At 58.9% G+C, this 18,245-nt stretch carries 15 protein-coding genes; 6 read left to right on the top strand and 9 right to left on the bottom strand.

Annotated features, from left to right (window positions below; all coding sequences use genetic code 11):
• Positions 1-101 precede the first annotated feature (101 nt).
• From ICA15_RS05210 to ICA15_RS05190, 5 genes are all read right to left on the bottom strand, one after another.
• On the bottom strand, positions 102-803 hold the full coding sequence (locus ICA15_RS05210) for an ABC transporter ATP-binding protein (protein ID WP_019580929.1): 702 nt from the start codon (positions 801-803) through the stop codon (positions 102-104).
• The gene (gene livG, locus ICA15_RS05205; RefSeq protein ID WP_042557989.1) at positions 804-1,571 is read right to left on the bottom strand and encodes a high-affinity branched-chain amino acid ABC transporter ATP-binding protein LivG; all 768 of its coding nucleotides are present in this window, start codon (positions 1,569-1,571) and stop codon (positions 804-806) included.
• Positions 1,568-2,824 carry a high-affinity branched-chain amino acid ABC transporter permease LivM gene (locus tag ICA15_RS05200; protein WP_042557990.1) on the bottom strand — a complete coding sequence of 419 codons (1,257 nt, stop codon included), beginning with the start codon at positions 2,822-2,824 and terminating at the stop codon, positions 1,568-1,570. Before ICA15_RS05200 ends, livG begins: the two co-directional genes overlap by 4 nt.
• Positions 2,821-3,744, bottom strand: coding sequence for a high-affinity branched-chain amino acid ABC transporter permease LivH (gene livH, locus ICA15_RS05195; protein WP_042557991.1), 924 nt, complete (start codon positions 3,742-3,744; stop codon positions 2,821-2,823). The genes ICA15_RS05200 and livH overlap by 4 nt, the downstream gene beginning before the upstream one ends.
• 231 nt (positions 3,745-3,975) lie before the next feature.
• Positions 3,976-5,103, bottom strand: a complete 1,128-nt coding sequence (locus ICA15_RS05190; protein ID WP_150604927.1) for a branched-chain amino acid ABC transporter substrate-binding protein — start codon at positions 5,101-5,103, stop codon at positions 3,976-3,978.
• A 354-nt stretch (positions 5,104-5,457) separates the two neighbouring features.
• On the opposite strand from ICA15_RS05190, the gene ICA15_RS05185 reads away from it, so the two are divergent.
• On the top strand, positions 5,458-5,763 hold the full coding sequence (locus ICA15_RS05185; protein ID WP_210553811.1) for a DUF2288 domain-containing protein: 306 nt from the start codon (positions 5,458-5,460) through the stop codon (positions 5,761-5,763).
• Positions 5,764-6,057: 294 nt separating this feature from the next.
• On the opposite strand, the gene ICA15_RS05180 is transcribed toward ICA15_RS05185, so the two are convergent.
• Positions 6,058-8,256 (bottom strand): hypothetical protein, encoded by a 2,199-nt coding sequence (locus tag ICA15_RS05180; protein ID WP_210553810.1) that lies wholly within the window; start codon positions 8,254-8,256, stop codon positions 6,058-6,060.
• Positions 8,257-8,452: 196 nt separating this feature from the next.
• Between ICA15_RS05180 and ICA15_RS05175 the strand changes: the two genes are divergently transcribed.
• On the top strand, positions 8,453-9,349 hold the full coding sequence (locus ICA15_RS05175) for an NAD(P)-dependent oxidoreductase (RefSeq protein ID WP_191626499.1): 897 nt from the start codon (positions 8,453-8,455) through the stop codon (positions 9,347-9,349).
• Here ICA15_RS05175 and ICA15_RS05170 read toward each other — a convergent pair.
• The gene (locus tag ICA15_RS05170) at positions 9,240-11,522 is read right to left on the bottom strand and encodes a putative bifunctional diguanylate cyclase/phosphodiesterase (protein ID WP_210553809.1); all 2,283 of its coding nucleotides are present in this window, start codon (positions 11,520-11,522) and stop codon (positions 9,240-9,242) included. The two genes, ICA15_RS05175 and ICA15_RS05170, sit on opposite strands and share 110 nt — an antisense overlap.
• A gap of 145 nt (positions 11,523-11,667) precedes the next feature.
• Complete coding sequence (locus tag ICA15_RS05165) at positions 11,668-12,036, bottom strand: YkgJ family cysteine cluster protein (protein WP_150604922.1); 369 nt, start codon at positions 12,034-12,036, stop codon at positions 11,668-11,670.
• A gap of 301 nt (positions 12,037-12,337) precedes the next feature.
• On the opposite strand from ICA15_RS05165, the gene ICA15_RS05160 reads away from it, so the two are divergent.
• The gene (locus tag ICA15_RS05160) at positions 12,338-13,687 is read left to right on the top strand and encodes a spinster family MFS transporter (protein WP_210553808.1); all 1,350 of its coding nucleotides are present in this window, start codon (positions 12,338-12,340) and stop codon (positions 13,685-13,687) included.
• A gap of 155 nt (positions 13,688-13,842) precedes the next feature.
• On the opposite strand, the gene rapA is transcribed toward ICA15_RS05160, so the two are convergent.
• Positions 13,843-16,689: an RNA polymerase-associated protein RapA gene (rapA, locus tag ICA15_RS05155; RefSeq protein ID WP_210553807.1), complete on the bottom strand. Its 2,847-nt coding sequence runs from the start codon at positions 16,687-16,689 to the stop codon at positions 13,843-13,845.
• 254 nt (positions 16,690-16,943) lie between these two features.
• Between rapA and ICA15_RS05150 the strand changes: the two genes are divergently transcribed.
• The 3 genes from ICA15_RS05150 to ccoM all read left to right on the top strand — a co-directional run bounded on the left by ICA15_RS05150 (position 16,944) and on the right by ccoM (position 17,839).
• The gene (locus ICA15_RS05150; RefSeq protein WP_150604919.1) at positions 16,944-17,285 is read left to right on the top strand and encodes an aspartate-semialdehyde dehydrogenase; all 342 of its coding nucleotides are present in this window, start codon (positions 16,944-16,946) and stop codon (positions 17,283-17,285) included.
• 133 nt (positions 17,286-17,418) lie between these two features.
• The gene (locus ICA15_RS05145) at positions 17,419-17,580 is read left to right on the top strand and encodes a hypothetical protein (RefSeq protein WP_191626498.1); all 162 of its coding nucleotides are present in this window, start codon (positions 17,419-17,421) and stop codon (positions 17,578-17,580) included.
• A 145-nt stretch (positions 17,581-17,725) separates the two neighbouring features.
• A complete protein-coding gene (gene ccoM / locus ICA15_RS28520) occupies positions 17,726-17,839 on the top strand; it encodes a cytochrome c oxidase subunit CcoM (RefSeq protein WP_003222396.1) in 114 nt (37 codons plus the stop codon).
• Positions 17,840-18,245: the final 406 nt, after the last annotated feature.

Here is an 18,245-nt window from a genome sequence, read left to right as displayed (position 1 = left end):
AAAAACAGATCAAAAGATCGCAGCCTTCGGCAGCTCCTACAGGGGAATTTGACATGCATGAAAAAACGGCCCGAAGGCCGTTTTTTTATAGGGCGAAACCATCAACCGCCGAGGTACGCCTCGCGCACTTTCGGGTCGGTCAGCAGGGCTTCACCGGTGCCTTGCATGACCACGCGGCCGTTCTCCAGAACGTACGCGCGGTCGGCGATTTTCAGCGCCTGGTTGGCGTTCTGCTCGACCAGGAACACCGTTACACCGTCCTTGCGCAGCTGTTCGATGATGTCGAAGATCTGCTGGATGATGATCGGTGCCAGACCCAGCGACGGCTCGTCGAGCAGCAGCAGTTTCGGCTTGCTCATCAGCGCACGGCCGATGGCGAGCATTTGCTGTTCGCCACCGGACATGGTGCCGCCGCGTTGGGCAAAGCGTTCTTTCAGGCGTGGGAAAAGTCCGAGAACCTTGTCCATCTGTTCCTGATAGTCGCCCTTGTCGGTGAAGAATCCGCCCATGGCGAGGTTTTCTTCAACGGTCAGACGGGCAAACACCCGACGACCTTCCGGGACCACGGCAATGCTCTTGCGCATGATCTGCGACGAGTCCTGGCCGACCAGTTCCTCACCCATGTAACGGATGCTGCCGCTGTGCGCTTGCGGCGAACCGCACAGCGTCATCAGCAGCGTGGACTTGCCGGCACCGTTGGCGCCGATCAGGGTCACGATCTCGCCCTGACGGACTTCGACGTTGACGCTGTGCAGGGCCTGGATCTTGCCGTAGAAGGTGGAAACGTTTTCGAACTGCAGCATTTACGCTTCCCCCAGGTAGGCTTTGATCACTTCAGGATTGTCGCGGATCTGTTCCGGCGTGCCGTCGGCCAGAGGCGTGCCCTGGTTGATCACAACGATGTGGTCGGAAATGCTCATGACCAGTTTCATGTCGTGCTCGATCAGCAGCACGGTGACGTTGTGCTCTTCACGCAGCATGCTGATCAGCGCTTTGAGGTCTTCGGTTTCCTTCGGGTTCAAGCCCGCGGCTGGTTCGTCGAGCATGAGGATCCGCGGACGGGTCATCATGCAACGGGCGATTTCCAGACGACGTTGCTGACCGTACGCCAGGGTGCCGGCGGTACGGTTGGCGAACTCCTTGAGGTTGACCTTATCCAGCCAGTACTCGGCAAATTCCATCGCCTCGCGCTCGCTTTTGCGGAACGCCGGGGTCTTGAACAGGCCGGACAGGAAGTTGGTGTTCAGGTGACGGTGCTGGGCGATCAACAGGTTCTCGACCGCCGTCATGTCCTTGAACAACCGTACGTTCTGGAAGGTGCGCACCACGCCTTTGAGGGCGATCTTGTGGCCCGGCAGGCCCTGGATCGGCTCGCCGTCGAGCAGGATGCTGCCGCCCGATGGCTGGTAGAAACCGGTCAGGCAGTTGAACACGGTGGTCTTGCCCGCGCCGTTGGGCCCGATCAATGCAACCACCTGTTTTTCCTTCACGGTCAGGGCCACGCCGTTGACCGCCAGCAAGCCGCCGAAGCGCATGCTCAGGTTTTCGACTTTAAGGATCTCGCGGCTCATTTTCGCAACTCCATGTGTGGGCGTTGCATCGGCAGCAGACCTTGTGGACGCCAGATCATCATCAACACCATCAGGGCACCGAACATCAACATGCGGTACTCGCTGAACTCACGCATCATTTCCGGCAACAGGATCATCACCACGGCAGCGAGGATCACGCCCAGCTGCGAGCCCATGCCACCCAACACGACGATGGCGAGAATGATCGCCGACTCGATGAAGGTGAACGACTCAGGTGTCACCAGGCCTTGGCGCGCAGCGAAGAAACTGCCGGCAAAACCGGCGAATGCAGCACCGAGGGTGAACGCGGAAAGCTTGATCACGGTCGGGTTGAGACCCAGCGCGCGGCAAGCGATTTCGTCTTCACGCAGCGCTTCCCACGCACGGCCGATCGGCATGCGCAGCAGGCGGTTGATGACGAACAGTGCCGCCAGCGCCAGCAACAGGGCAACGAGGTAAAGGAAGATCACCTTGTTGATCGAGTTGTACTGCAGGCCGAAATACTCGTGGAAGGTTTGCATTCCTTCTGCGGCTTTGCGTTCGAAGGTCAGACCGAAGAACGTTGGCTTGTCGATGTTGCTGATGCCGTTCGGGCCACCGGTGATGTCGGTCAGGTTACGCAGGAACAGACGGATGATCTCGCCGAAGCCGAGGGTCACGATCGCCAGGTAGTCACCGCGCAAACGCAATACCGGGAAGCCCAGCAGGAAACCGAACGTCGCCGCCATCAGGCCGGCAATCGGCAGGCAGATCCAGAAGCTCAGGCCGTAGTAGTGCGACAGCAGCGCGTAGCTGTAGGCGCCGACGGCGTAGAAGCCGACGTAACCAAGGTCGAGCAGACCGGCCAGACCGACGACGATATTCAGGCCCAGGCCGAGCATCACGTAGATCAGGATCAGCGTGGCAATGTCCACCGCGCCACGGGAGCCGAAGAACGGCCACACCAGCGCCAGCAGGATCAGCGCAATGATGAAATAGCGCTGGGTGGTCGGCAGGGTCAGGAAGTTGCTGGCCTTGGCCGGGATCAGCGGCATGCCCGGCGAGGAACGCCAGGCCTTGCTGATCTGCTGGTTGAACAGCACGCGCAGGAACATCAGCACCGAGCAGATGGCGATAGTCGCCAGAACAGCCGTGCTGGTGTTGTGCACTTCCAGATTGATGCCGACGATGGTCAGTTTCAGACCGAGTACCGGGTAGGCCACGGCCCACACCAGCAAGGCACTGAACAGTGCCTGTTTAAGATTCCTAGTCATACTTTCTCAACCTCCGGACGGCCCAGAATGCCGGTCGGACGGAACAACAGCACCAGAACCAACAAGCCGAAAGCCACGACGTCCTTGTACTGGTCGCCGAAGATATCGGCACCGAAAGCTTCCGCCACCCCAAGCACCAACCCGCCGAGCATGGCGCCGGGGATGCTGCCGATGCCGCCCAGTACCGCGGCGGTGAAGGCTTTGAGGCCGACGAGGAAACCGGCGTTCGGGTTGATCACCCCGTATTGCATGCTCAGCAGCACAGCCGCGACGGCCGCCAGCGCAGCACCAATGACGAAGGTCAGGGCGATGATGTTGTTGGTGTTGATGCCGAGCAGGTTGGCCATCTTGATGTCTTCGGCACAGGCGCGGCAGGCGCGGCCCAGACGAGAGCGAGAGATGAACAGTGTCAGGCCGAGCATGGCGATCAACGTGACTACAAACACCACGATCTGCATGTAGGAAATCAGCACTTCTTGTGCGCCACCTGGCCCGAAGACAATGTTGCCCGGAATCAGGTTGGGGATAGCTTTGTCCTTGGAGTCTTGCGCCAGCAGAACGGTGTTCTGCAGGAAGATCGACATACCGATGGCGGAAATCAGCGGGATCAGACGGTTGCTGCCGCGCAGAGGGCGGTAGGCGATCCGTTCGATGCTGTAACCGTAGGAACTGGTCACGACGATGCTGGCGATGAACGCCGCCGTCATCAACAGCGGGACACTGTCGAGTCCCATCATGGTGAGCCCGGCGATGGCGATGAACGCCACGTAGGAGCCAATCATGTACACCTCGCCGTGGGCGAAGTTGATCATTCCAATGATGCCGTAAACCATCGTGTAGCCGATGGCGATCAGGGCATACATGCTGCCAACGTTCAGGCCGTTAACCAGCTGTTGGAAGAAGTGATAGATGTCAGGCATTACAGCGCTCCTAAAAACCTGATACGCATTTCACTGGTGGAGTCATTTTCCCGCCCGGCCCCGTGGATCTTTATCCACTTCGAATCCGGGTTTTGCCAGCGAACCGCTGATGACGGTTTTGAGATTTTCAGGTGGGGAGACTGGCGGATCACGCCAGCGCGGCCCTATACATTCGTAAAACAAAGCCCACGGCACGCCGTGGGCTTTATTGGCAGTCAGTTTGGCAATGCCTTACTGAGGCGAAACCTCGGTTTTAGGTTTGCCGTTGTGCCACTCGTAAACTACGAATTTGAAGTCCTTCAGGTCGCCCTTGGCGTCGTAGCTCAGGTCGCCAGTCGGGGTCTTGAAGGTGCCGGCGTGAATGGCTTCAGCCACTTTGGTCGGGTCTTCGGACTTGGCAGCCTTGATGCCTTCAGCGATCAGGGTCACGGCCGAGTAGGACGGGAACACGAACGGGCCGCTCGGGTCTTCTTTCTTCGCCTTGAATGCATCAGCCAGGGCGATGTTGGCAGGGTCCTGGTCGAAGGATTTCGGCAGGGTCACCAGCAGGCCTTCGGCAGCGTCTTTGGCGATCTGGGTGATCGAGTCGTTACCCACGCCTTCCGGACCCATGAACTTGGCTTTCAGGCCTTTTTCCTGAGCCTGGCGCAGGATCAGACCCAGCTCCGGGTGGTAGCCGCCGTAGTAAACGAAATCGACGTTGGCTTGCTTGAGTTTGGCAATGATGGCCGAGAAGTCTTTGTCGCCGGCGTTGACGCCTTCGAACACGGCAACTTTGGTGCCTTTCTTCTCAAGGGTGGATTTGACGGCAGTGGCGATGCCTTCACCGTACTGCTGCTTGTCGTGCAGCACGCCGACGATTTTCGGTTTGACGTGGTCGGCGATGTAGTTACCGGCGGCAGGGCCCTGGGCGCTGTCCAGACCGATAGTACGGAAGATCATTTTGTAACCACGGGCGGTGATGTCCGGGCTGGTGGCAGCCGGGGTGATCATGATCACGCCTTCGTCTTCGTAGATGTCCGAAGCCGGTTGAGTGGAGCTGGAGCACAGGTGACCGACCACGAACTTGACGCCGTCGTTGACGACCTTGTTCGCAACCGCTACCGCTTGTTTTGGATCGCAGGCATCGTCGTATTCAACAGCTTGAAGTTGCTTGCCGTCGACGCCGCCCTTGGCGTTGATCTGTTCGATGGCCATTTTCGCGCCACTGAACTGCATGTCGCCATATTGGGCTACTGGACCGGTTTTAGGACCGGCGATACCGATCTTGATGGTGTCAGCTGCGAACGAATGGCTGGCAACCCCGGCCAGAACCATAGCGGCAAACAGTTTGGAAATCTGCTTAGTAGCCTTAGTCATAGTGCTCCACTCTTACTGTTGTAATTTTTTTTTGAGTTCTGGCGCCGTAGCAGCAGAACCGGGTCAGATATCTTTGCGATACCCTCCGGAAATACCCTCGGCAACTGTACCGGTACAGTGTAGAGCGCCGGTTGTTGGCCTGGGAAGCAGGCGCCGAGGGACAAAACTTGAGGGTGTCGCATTTTTGAATGAAAAAGACAGAATTGCGGCGGGGCGTTCGAGGGCATATATCCCAATCAACAGCATTCCTTGGCCTTCCTGCTCTTTTCGTTCGGTTCAGCTTTTTGCAACCGGGTTTTTCTGGCGGACCACCGACGTTATTATTCGCGTCGATTTCTTTTCCGGACAGTTCCCATGAATCAAGAACCTAGCACCCTCTATGCCAAGCTGCTTGGTGAAACCGCATCTATTACCTGGAAAGAGCTGGAGCCGTTCTTCGCCAAGGGTGCCCTATTGTGGGTCGACCCGAGCCTGGATCTGATCGCCGCCGCCGAAGCCGTGGCCTCTGACGAAGGCGAGAAAGTCGCCGCCTGGCTGGCCGAAGACGAGCTCGCCAAGCTGTCTGAATCGCGGGCGCTGGATCTTTTCGAGCGTGATCCTGCGCTGTGGGCCGTGGTGGTCAGTCCGTGGATTTTGATCCAGGAAAGGGCGGGCGAATAATTGGTTGCACCTTGTTGGTGCGCGGCATCAGCCAAAGAAAGTGTGTAGCCGAGTAGCGTGATGGCATGTTGCCGTAGAGATTCGCCACAGGCAGGGGTGGCATAACGGTGACGTAAACGTAACGGGCACAGTTGAATGAGCAGCCTGACGGCTGCTTAATTGTTTCTGGATGTTGGAAAGGCTGAAGCCTTCAGTGAATTTGAAGGCCTCATCGCGAGCAGGCTCACTCCTACAGGGTACGCATTTCAAATGTAGGAGTGAGCCTGCTCGCGATTGGAGCGACTCGGTCCAGAGTCAGACCGTAAACGACTTCCCGGTATGGTTATTCAGCGAAATAACCTTGGTCTTGCCAATCCGGTGACGGTAGATCTCGCGCAGGTATTTGATCGACTTCTTCACGCAATCACGCGACAGACGAATGTCGTTGATCGAAACAAACTTCTCTTTATCGTTGATCAGTTCGCGGTACTTTTTCTCGTACATCGGTTTGATCGCGTACCAGTTGGTGTCGAGGATTTTCGCCGGGTTTTCGAATTCGTTGAGCAGTTCGTCGATGCGGTTTTCGTCGAATTCTTCATTGATGATGAAGTCGAGGATCGAGTTGTCCAGCGTCTCGTCGAAACGGTACGGGTTCTTCGCGAAGCAGCGCTTGATGAACGCGACGATCAAGGTCAGGAAGTCGTCCGACAGGCACGGGCTCTTGGCGATCAACGTGGTCAGCGACAGGTTGGCCGAGGCGCCGATCACCAGCGCGTAGCGCTTGAGCGTGGTGTTGGGGAACAGGCTGTTGAGGTGCGTCTTCAACCGGTTCAGATCCATGTACGACAGCTTGTAGTCCTTGGGCAGCGAAACGATCGAGACCACCGACGAGCAGTTCTTGAAGAAATGCAGGTCGTGCAGGGCAGCGGCGTCGTAGCCGGAATTCTTGTACTGCTCGAGCGAGGCGCGATAGCGCTTGGATTCGATCGGCAACAGGCTGATGCCTTCGATGGCCTGAGTGACCTTGTTGAAGTGCGGCAGGTCGATCGAACGGAAGAACAAGTCGTCGATGTTCAGACGCTGCGGTTCTTTATCGAACACCTTGAACTTGTCGCTGCTCGGTGGCGGGGTTTCCGGCACCACCGATTCGGCGTAGGCAATCGCCACCGGGCCGGCCAGGCTCATGAACAGGTCGTTGGCGTCGAGGCGAATGGTTTCGCCGATGTCGATGCCGGCGCGACGGAAGTAGTTCTGGTCGTAGTCGGTGGTGACGGCCTGCGCCGTCAGAATGTTGAAGATCTGTTGCGAGATGTATTGGTTGGCGTGCTTCTCCATGGCATTGACATCTATGTTCTGGATGTTGCCGTCATCGCTTTCTTCGGCGTAACGCATGATGTCGTTGGAGATCAGCATCATCGCGTTCCATGGGCGAATACGGCCCATGACGCTGGCTTCGCTGCTGTCTTCATTGTCGAAGTTGTAGGAGAAATCCCATTCTTCCGAAAGGTATTTGCACAGCAGGCGACCGGCGTTGATGTGCAGCGCCTCGGACATTTCGCTGCGGTGATCGGAAATGTTCGGCAGCACGCAGATGCCGCTGGTGAAGATCGGCTCGAACACGAATGAATGACCGCTTTTGCCGTCGTGCTCGTCCATCGGTTTGGTGTCGAACGTCTTGTTCATGTACGAGTGCTGCTGAGCCAGGCCAAACTCCGAAGCCATGCCCGAACCCGTACCGCCACCGGCACTGAAGATCGAGAAATACAGGCGCGACTGGTTGGCCTTGATGCCGCAGCTGTCGATCAGGTACGAGTGGATCATTTTCCAGTCAGGACTGGAGAAGCGCTGGGTGTCCTTGTTGAGGATGATCTTCGCCAGGTATTGGCCGAGGATCGGCGCGTTACCGGCGCCACCGGCGTGGACTTCGGACAAGTCCATGATCTTCATTTTGCTGTAGTCGCGCAGGAAGCCGCTTTTCTCGCCCTTGCGCGAGAAACGGATGCGCCCGGCAATGTCCTTGTCGAGGTCGCCGAGCATCACCAGCGGTTCCACCAGGAATACCGGTTTGCTGCTTTTGTTGGTGCCGAGTCGCAGGTTGTTCTTGATCCACTGCGCCGGGCTGTAGCCCTTATCGGCCGAACGCCGGTCGGCTGCACGGTCTTCGTTGTTGAATTCGTTGAGGTAGAACTTGCGCGCGTTGTACACCAGCTCCGCCACATCGAGGGCGATGTTGGAGCCGCAGCGACCGAGGCCGATCAGGCACACCGACGGGAATTCCTGATCGCTGTGCTGCTCGTTGTCGCCTTCCAGGTGCGGCGGGCGCGGGAACACCATGTCGCGCAAACCGTCGAGGTTGTCGAGGATGCGGTCAGTATTGGTTTCGGTGAAGTACAGGTATTGCTGAGTCGACAGCGGGCGCGAGGGAACCGATGGCTTGGACGATGACGGGCTGTTGGCAGCCGGGCTCAGGGTCAGATCGGCTACCGCTGTGGCGGGATTATTTTTAGAAGTCATTGTGCGCCATGTACCTGGACTGGGTTGGCCCGGTGACTGAATGTCAGCGAACCTCACGGAATAAGATCTCGCGTCTTTTTTGCGCGAATTTGGCCCGGGCGTCAGGGACTTGGCCTGACTGTCGCTCGGGGGAATCCTTTCCTGATCGTTGATGAATCGGCCATTATTCGGCGATCTTTAATCAAAAGGAGGCTAAATGATGTCATCGCTACCTTCGTTGGGATTTGCCGGAATCGGCCTGATGGGCCTGCCGATGTGCCGACGCCTGCTGGCGGCGGGTTATCCGCTAGCGGTGTGGAACCGCAACCCGGCCAAGTGCGCGCCACTGGTCGCGGCCGGGGCACGACTGGTCGCCAGCCCTTCGGAGCTGTGCGAACACGCCGACGTGGTGATGCTGTGCCTGGCGGATACCGCCGTGGTGCGCGAGGTGGTATTTGGCCCGGCCGGTGTCGCCGAGGGCGCGAAGGGTGGCCAGTTGCTGGTGGATTTTTCCAGTCTCGAACCCACGGCCACTCGTGAGATGGCCGCGCAATTATTGAGTCAAACCGGCATGGCCTGGCTCGACTCTCCGGTGTCGGGCGGGGTGGTTGGTGCCGAGGCTGGCAGTTTGGCGATCATGGTCGGTGGTGAGGCGGCAGATCTTGAGCGCGTACGCTCGGTGCTGCTCAATCTTGGTCAGCGCGTCACGCACATGGGCGGCGTGGGGGCCGGTCAAGTGACCAAGGCCTGCAATCAGATGATCGTCGCCTGCAATGCACTGGTGATCGCCGAAGTGGTGGCACTGGCCGAGCAGGCCGGGGTCGATGCGAGCTTGATCGCAGAAGCGTTGGCCGGTGGTTTTGCCGATTCGAAACCGTTGCAGATCCTCGCCCCGCAAATGGCCGAGAGTCGTTTCGAACCGGTGAAGTGGCACGTGCGCACGCTGCTCAAGGATCTCGACACCGCCGTGAAATTCTCCCGCGAGCAAGGTTCGGCCACACCGATCAGCGGATTGGCCGCACAACTGATGCGCCTGCATGGGGCGCAGGGTTTTTTGGCGAAGGATCCAGCGACACTGGTGCAAATGTACCGCGCGCCAGAATCAACGGATTGACCGTAAGTGAATGTTTGCGCTGATTGATTTCTTCCAGCACCGGGCGCAGCTCGTCCAGCGGCACCGGGCGGCTAAGCAGGTAACCCTGAATGAAATCGCAGCCCGAGCGTTCGAGGAATTCGTACTGCTCCAGGCTTTCGACGCCTTCGGTGACCACCTGCAAGTGCAGAGTGTGGGCCATGACGATGATCGCCTGGACGATCTCCATGTCTGCCGTCGCGGTGGGAATGTCGAGGATGAACGAACGGTCAATCTTCAGCGTGTTGAGTGGCAAGCGCTTGAGGTAAGCCAGTGACGAGTAGCCGGTGCCGAAGTCATCGATCGACAACGACACGCCGAGGGCGCGGATCTGCCGTAACAACACTAGGGTATTGGCGATATTGCCCATCAAGGCGTTTTCGGTGACTTCCAGTTCCAGCCGTTCCGGAGCGACGCCAGCGGTGCGCAGCGCATGTTCGATTTCGTCGGCCAGTTCTTCGCGAGCCAGATTCAACGGCGAGCAGTTCCAGGCGATTTTCAACTCTTCGCAACCATGTTTCGACAGCTCGCCCAGGTCCTTGCAGGCCCGGCGCAGCACCCAGTTGTCCAGTTCGGCAATCAGGCCGTTGCTTTCCGCGATGCTGATAAAAGCGTCAGGCGTCAGCAGACCACGAGTCGGATGCTGCCAGCGGATCAGCGCTTCAAGCTTGGTCACCCGACCGGTTTTCAGTTCGAAGATCGGCTGGTAGTACAGCATCAGGCCGTTTTCTTCGCGCAGTGCGTGGCGCAGTTCTTCTTCGAGTTGCAATTCGAGGGTCGCGCGGTTTTTCAGGCTGGAACTGAAAAAGTGCAGGCCATTGCGCCCGGCGCCCTTGGATTGATACAGCGCCAGATCGGCGTGCTTGAGCAGTTCTTCGCAGGTGCTGCCATCTTCAGGAAACAGACTGATGCCGATGCTGGTGGTCATCACCATGCGGCGTCCGGCCAGTTCTATGGGCTCCTTCATCTTGGTCATGATGCGCTGGGCCATGTTGCGCGCCTCTTCGCGGTCGCGCAGGCTGATCAGGATGCAGAACTCGTCACCGCCGAAACGTGCGACCACGTCTTCGTGGCTGCGCACCGAACCTTTGATGTGACTGGCGATGACCTTGAGCAGGGCATCGCCGGCGTCGTGGCCGAGACTGTCATTGATGCGTTTGAAGTGGTCGATGTCGAGAAACATCACCGCGAGCATGCCGCCTTCGGTGGTTTTCTGGCTGAGCTTCTCGGCAAAGATCTGATTGAAGCCGCGGCGGTTGATCAGGTTGGTCAGGGCGTCGTAGTTGGCCACTTGTTGCAGCGCCATGCGCGCCTGATCAAGTTGGCTGAGCAGGGCGTTGACGCGGCGCAGGTCGTTTTCCTTGTTCTGCAGTTTCTTGTCGGACAGCGCCGCGCTGATCGCGCTGCTCAGAATCAGCAGGATGATCAGCGCGACCGTCAGGCCCAGTTGCAGCTGGCTGGTATCGACCGGCGTCGCGGGCAGGCTGCCCTCGGGCAACACCAGTTGCAGTGCCGCCATCCCGGTGAAATGCATACTGAAAATGCCTGCGCCGAGAATCAGCGCCGCGCTGTATTTGAGCAGTTGATGAGCCATGCCACTGCCTTCGCGCAGGTAACCGGCTACCCACAGCGCGGCGAAACTGGCACCGATGGCGATCGCAATCGACAGCGCAAACAGGGACGGTTCGTAGTACGCAGTGGCGCGCGATTGCATGGCGGCCATACCGACGTAATGCATGCCGGCGATACCGAGGCCGATGAGCAGTGCGGTTTTCAGGTAGAGCATCAGACTTGGCTGCGCGTGGCTCAGCGTGTACATCGCCAGCCACGAGGCGAGCAGGGCGATCAACAGGGAAAACAGGGTGATCGGCAGGTCGTACTGGATTTCAATCGGCGCCTGAAAGGCAAGCATGCCGATGAAATGCATGGCCCAGATGCCGCCGGCCAGGCAGGTAGCGCCTATCCAGCGCCACAATCGCTGTGAACTCGGGTCGTCGGCGTGGGCAACCCGCTCGGCCATATCGAGGGTGGCAAAACTCGCTGCGCAGGCAACCAGATAGGCCACCAGCACCAGCAAGGGGTTGTGTGTGCAATCAAGAATGACCTGCCCGCTCTCTGGCAGCTCGGTAACAAACTGCAAACCAAGCCACTCCATAGCACGCCCCGTCTCTGAAGTCCTTACCGCGCGGTTAACGCTGGCTGAAGACAGAAGTATAGAGGCGGTTTTCGGAGAGCAAGCGATAGTGGCACATTGGCGCTAATGATTTCGGCATTAGCGTCATAGCGATTGGCGCTAAGGGTCAGGCGCTCTTCTCAAACGGAATTTCGGCCCAGTCCGGTTGCAAGGGGGGCAGCCCGAAACGGGCGCGTGCCTTGTCGCAATCGACATTTTGCTCGCCATTTTCCCAAGACGACTCGAATTCACGGCAGGCGCTGGAGCGTTTGTCATAAATCGAACAGCTGACGGTGCTGCCAACGTCACCCTCCAATGCGGTGCATCGCGGCGATTTGCAGTCGGTGCCGTTCATCGCCACCCGGCTGGGAGAGATTTGGGTCACCAGCTCATCGGGCACTGTGCCCCCGGACGAAGCACATTCACCCCAGAAAAAAGACACGCGAAAATGGGAACAGCAGGCACCGCAATTCAGACACGGACTGACTTCGGACATTGGGGAGGGTATCAAAGGGATTGATCGGGAGATCCGGACGGATCCGGCGGCCATTCTAGGCTTCGCAACGGCAATGGGAAGGGGGGCTTGAAACTATTTTTTTGTGGCAAGGTTTTGCCGCAAAAGCCCCGGATTCACGGGGATTTCAGACTTATCAAGGGCTTACGTTTCGTTACAGTGACATTGCCCTATATCAAGCAGACGAATGATCACAGACAGCCGCCACCGCGCTGACTAGATTGCAGGTTCCGGGCTCGGATGCGTTGGCAGTGAAGCCCCATAACAATAAAGAGACGGACCCATGCAGAACTCGACCCAAGCGGCGAATGCCTGGCGCATTCTGTTCCTGCTGTTCCTTGCCAACCTGTTCAACTTCTTCGACCGCACCATCCCGGCGATCATCATCGAGCCGATCCGCATGGAATGGCACCTCAGCGACTTTCAGCTGGGCATCGTCGGTACGGCGTTCACCATTGTCTACGCGATTGCCGGGTTGCCGCTTGGGCGCATGGCTGACACGGGTTCACGCAGCAAGCTGATGGGTTGGGGGCTGGCGACGTGGAGTGCGTTGACCGCCGTCAACGGGTTGGTCGGCAGTTTCTGGAGTTTCCTGATCGTGCGCATGGGCATCGGCATTGGTGAAGCCAGCTATGCGCCGGCCGCCAACTCGCTGATCGGCGATCTGTTCCCGGCCCATCGTCGGGCACGGGCCATGGGCATTTTCATGCTGGGGCTGCCGCTGGGATTGTTGCTGGCATTCTTCACCATCGGCTGGATGGTCAAGGCGTTCGACAGCTGGCGCGCGCCATTTTTTATCGCCGCCGTGCCGGGCTTGCTGCTGGCGGTATTCATGTTTTTCATCAAGGAGCCTAAGCGCGGCGCGGCGGAAAGCGTGCAGGTGTCGCAGGAGAAAGTCGACAAGCCGATACGCCGGATCCTCGCTGTGCCGACTTTCCTGTGGCTGGTGATGGCGGGGCTTTGCTTCAACTTTGCCACTTATGCCTGCAACTCGTTTCTGGTGCCGATGCTGCAGCGTTATTTCCTGATGCCGTTGCAGGAAGCGGCGGTGGCGACCGGTGTGATCGTTGGTGTGACTGGCCTGGTCGGCCTGACCCTCGGCGGCTGGATTGCCGACAAGATTCATCAGCGGGTGGCTAACGGTCGTCTGTTGTTTGCCGCATTCAGCCTGATTATCTCGACTGTGTGCACGGCTTGGGCACTGCATGCCGGGCGGATCGAGATTGGTCTGTTTGTTGCGGTGTTCAGCCTGGGTTGGCTGTTTGCGTACAACTTCTACACCTGCGTGTACACGGCGATTCAGGACGTGGTCGAACCGCGCCTGCGGGCCACGGCGATGGCGTTGTTCTTTGCCGGGCTGTATTTGCTGGGCGGGGGCTTGGGGCCAGTGGTGGTGGGTGCGTTGTCGGATCATTTCGCGCATACGGCGATGCTGGCGGCCGGAGCGCAGCAGATGACCGAAGCGTTCAAGGCTGTCGGGTTGCATGACGCGATGTACCTGATTCCGGTGGCGCTGTTGCTGACCATGGTGTTTCTGTTTTTGGCGGCGCGGTGTTTTGTGCGCGATGCGCAGCGGATGAAGGAGGGGTTGGTGGCTGTGGTTGAGCCAGAGGTTGTAGCGGCAACGGCTTAAGATCAAAAGATCGCAGCCTTCGGCAGCTCCTACAGGGTGCGCACATTCCAATGTAGGAGCTGCCGAAGGCTGCGATCTTTTGCTTTGCTTCTGAGATAAAAAAAGGCCCGCATCGCTGCGGGCCTTTTTGTTTTTCACCGGTGAAGGAGGGCGGTTTAACCCGCCACCAACACCCGGATCGCTTCCAGGCGCAACGCCGCCTTATCCAGCATCGCCAGGCCCTGCTCACGCTGCTCGCGCAACGCAACCAGTTCGCTGTCACGGACGGTCGGGTTGACCGCCTGCAGCGCGGTCAGGCGCGCCAGTTCTTCGTCGATGTCGGCCGCCAGACGGCGACGCGCCTCGGCCACGCGCTCGGCGTGACGCGGAGTGATCTTCTCTTCACCGGCGTTGATCCGCGGCGTCAGCTGATCGCGCTGGGCCTGGATGAACTTGTTGGCGCTGGCCCGTGGCACGCTTTCGAGCTGATCGTTCAGCGTCTCGAACGAGACGCGTGACGACAAGTCGTTGCCGTTGGCATCCAGCAGGCAGCGCAGGGCGGCCGGCGGCAGGTAACGGCCCAGTTGCAGCGAACGCGGGGCAACCACTTCGCTGACGTAGAGCAGTTCCAGCAACACGGTGCCCGGTTTCAGCGCCTTGTTCTTGATCAGCGCGACGGCGGTGTTGCCCATCGAACCGGACAACACCAGATCCATGCCGCCCTGCACCATCGGGTGTTCCCAGGTGATGAACTGCATGTCTTCGCGCGACAGCGCCTGGTTGCGATCGTAGGTGATGGTCACGCCTTCGTCGTCGCCCAGCGGGAAGCTGGCGTCGAGCATCTTCTCGCTCGGCTTGAGGATCAGGGCGTTTTCCGAATGGTCTTCGCTGTCGATACCAAACGCATCGAACAGTGTTTCCATGTAGATCGGCAGGGCGAACTGATCGTCTTGCTCAAGGATGTCCTCGACCAACTGATCGCCTTCGCCCGAACCGCCAGAGTTGAGTTCCAGCAGACGGTCACGACCGGTGTGCAGCTCCTGCTCCAGACGTTCGCGCTCGGTGCGCGCCTCGTCGATCAGTGCTTGCCACTCGCTGTCGTCGGCTTCTTCGAGCAGCGGCAGCAGGCGCGGGCCGAACTGATGCTGCAAGGCATTGCCGGTCGGGCACGTGTTGAGGAACGCATTCAGCGCTTCGTGATACCACTGGAACAGGCGCTCTTGCGGGCTGGTTTCCAGGTACGGCACGTGCAGTTCGATGATGTGCTTCTGACCGATCCGGTCGAGACGACCGATACGCTGTTCCAGCAAGTCCGGGTGTGCCGGCAGATCGAACAGCACCAAATGGTGAGCGAACTGGAAGTTGCGACCTTCACTGCCGATTTCCGAGCAGATCAGTACCTGCGCGCCAAATTCTTCGTCGGCGAAGTAGGCGGCAGCGCGGTCACGCTCGAGGATGTTCATGCCTTCATGGAACACCGTGGCCGGGATGCCGGAACGCACGCGCAGTGCGTCTTCCAGGTCCATCGCGGTTTCGGCGTGGGCGCAGATCACCAGCACTTTGGTGCGCTTGAGCATTTTCAGCTGATCGATCAGCCACTCGACGCGTGGGTCGAATTTCCACCAGCGCTCTTCTTCGCTCGCGTCCGGCTGCGCCTGGAAACTGACTTCCGGATACAGCTCGGCGTGGTCGCCCAGCGGCAGTTCGAGGTATTCGTCCGGGCACGGCAGCGGGTACGGGTGCAGATTGCGCTGCGGGAAACCCTGCACGGCGGCGCGGGTGTTACGGAACAGCACGCGGCCGGTGCCGTGGCGGTCGAGCAGTTCACGCACGAGACGGGCGCTGGCTTCGGTGTCGCCATCGTTGACCGCGGTCAGCAGGGCTTCGCCTTCGTTGCCGAGGAAACCGTGGATGGTCTTGTGTGCTTCAGGCGACAGGCGCCCTTTGTCCAGCAGCTCCTGAACGGCTTCGGCCACCGGGCGATAGTTTTCGCTCTCGGCGCGGAAAGCGGCCAGGTCATGGAAACGGTTTGGATCAAGCAGGCGCAGACGGGCGAAATGGCTGTCCTGACCCAGTTGTTCCGGGGTCGCGGTGAGCAGCAACACGCCGGGAATCACTTCGGCCAGTTGCTCGACCAGCGAATACTCGGAGCTGGCCTTTTCTTCGTGCCAGACCAGGTGGTGCGCTTCGTCGACCACCATTAAGTCCCAACCGGCGGCGAACAGTGCGTCCTGGGCTTTCTCGTCTTCGACCAGCCACTCCAGCGCAACCAGCGCCAGTTGGGTGTCTTCGAACGGGTTGGCGGCATCGCTTTCGATGAAGCGCTCTTCGTCGAACAGCGCAACTTGCAGGTTGAAGCGGCGGCGCATCTCCACCAGCCACTGGTGCTGAAGGTTTTCCGGCACCAGGATCAGCACGCGATTGGCACGGCCCGAGAGCAGTTGGCGATGGATCACCAGACCGGCTTCGATGGTTTTACCCAGGCCCACTTCGTCCGCCAGCAATACGCGCGGCGCGATGCGGTCGGCGACTTCACGGGCGATGTGCAACTGGTGCGCGATCGGTTGCGCACGCACGCCGCCCAGGCCCCAGAGCGAGGATTGCAACTGGCGGCTGGTGTGTTCGAGGGTGTTGTAGCGCAGCGAGAACCACGCCAGCGGGTCGATCTGCCCGGCGAACAGACGGTCGCTGGCCAGACGGAACTGAATGAAGTTCGACAGCTGGGTTTCCGGCAGGGTGACGGCTTCGTTCTGCGCGTTGAGGCCGTGATAGACCATCAGGCCATCGACGTCGTCGACTTGCTGGACGGTCATCTTCCAGCCTTCGAAGTGGGTAATGCTGTCACCGGGCGAAAACCGCACGCGGGTGAGGGGCGCATTCCGTAGCGCGTACTGGCGGGTTTCGCCAGTGGCCGGGTAAAGCACGGTCAACAAGCGGCCGTCCTGTGCCAGAACGGTGCCTAAACCAAGCTCTGCTTCGCTGTCACTGATCCAGCGTTGCCCCGGTTGATACTGCTGCGCCATGCTGCCTGACTCCCACCTTGAAAAAGCGGGCTATCTTAACGGAATGCGACCCTGAGGCCAAAGGAATACTGGGGTAGGAGCTGCCGAAGGCTGCGATCTTTTGATCTGGGGGAACACTTGGAATCCGTGTTGTCCCATTAAAAGATCGCAGCCTGCGGCAGCTCCTACAGGTGCCAAGTGCGTCACAGATTTTCGACCAGTGGCTCAAGGCGCCTGCGCCGCAGCCGATAGCCTGCTGACAGGAGACCCCTTATATGTTGCCACCGATGCTCCCCTTGAGCGTTGTGCCAGTTACTTCCCAGCAGGATCCGATCCGTCAGCGACCGGACATCCCTCCTGTAGTGCCGGTGCAGGAAAGCTCAAACGAAAGCACGATCGATCTGCAAAAGCGTGATCCTGAAGAGGACGGTTTGCTGCTGCGCGAAGAACAGCGTCGCCAGCAGGAACGTGATCGCCGTCGCCGCGAAGCCGATGAAGACCCCGAAGAACACCTCGCTGTGCCCGGCAACGAACTCAATGCCGACAACACCGTGCCCGTCGTGCCGCTGATGGAAGATCAGCCGCGTCAGGGTTTGTGGGTCGATATCGAGATCTGAGATTCGTCGTTTACATGAATTGATGTAGAGCGTTGGTGCTGGCGACTGGTCAGCGCTGGCGTCAGGCTGCATTATTGGCGCAGTCCTGCCGTTGTCGCGGCAGTTGTGATTATTTTTAGCGATGTGTGTTGCCATGAGCCAAGACGACAAACTGATCGACCTCAATGCTGAGCGTGCCAAGCGCGTACATGACATCAAAGAAAAGCGCTTGAACGAAGTGCGCAATGCCTTCGAGCAGGCAATGCCGTTGGGAAAAGCCAAGAAAAAGTCGAAAAACAAGCCGAAAAAGCGTTGATCTCCCCCTGCATCCTTTGATGCAGGTCAGTTATTTCCTCTCCTTTAGTTTTTGTGTTGGCCGGAGTTGATCCTGGTCAATGGTTGCGCCTGCGTGTTTGGTTAACTTAGTTCCATCGCAGCAGAGCAGGGCCGGGAGGCCAGTCATGTTTTTCGATAACGTGGTTTTTGCCGGAGTGCTGACCGTTGGCCTCATGGTTCTGTTTTTTGCAGGGTTTGGATTTTTTATCTGGAAGGATGCGAATAAGCGTAAGAAGTAGGTCGCGCTTTCTGGATTGATGAGCACGCAAGGCATTTTGGGCGACTTCGGTTGCCCTTTTTTTTTGCCTTGGCGGCTTGGGGGCCGACCAGGTTGTTGGGGTTTTGGGGGTATATCCGTTTTTTTGGTGATGGCGGGTTAGGGTTCCGCCCTTACGGCGGGTCACTTTTTCCAGACGCCGAAAAAGTAACCAAAAAGGCTTTGCCCTGACGTTCGGCCCACTCGCTGGGGCTCGGGGTTCCTTCGTTCCGCGATTGATCCGGGCGCATCGCCTCCGGTTTGCTTCGCTGCACCTCCTCTCGATGTGTTTGGCTTCGCCAAACGGTCGCTGCGCTCCCACCCCCGGATCAATCCCTCCACTCAGCCTGCCGACGGGCTCTGAGATCAAGAGCTGCACTCGAGCTAAC

Source organism: Pseudomonas sp. P116 (assembly GCF_020149425.1).
Lineage (GTDB): Bacteria > Pseudomonadota > Gammaproteobacteria > Pseudomonadales > Pseudomonadaceae > Aquipseudomonas > Aquipseudomonas anatoliensis.
Note: the sequence above shows the minus strand (reverse complement) of the source record. Positions and strands in the feature narration are given on the sequence as shown.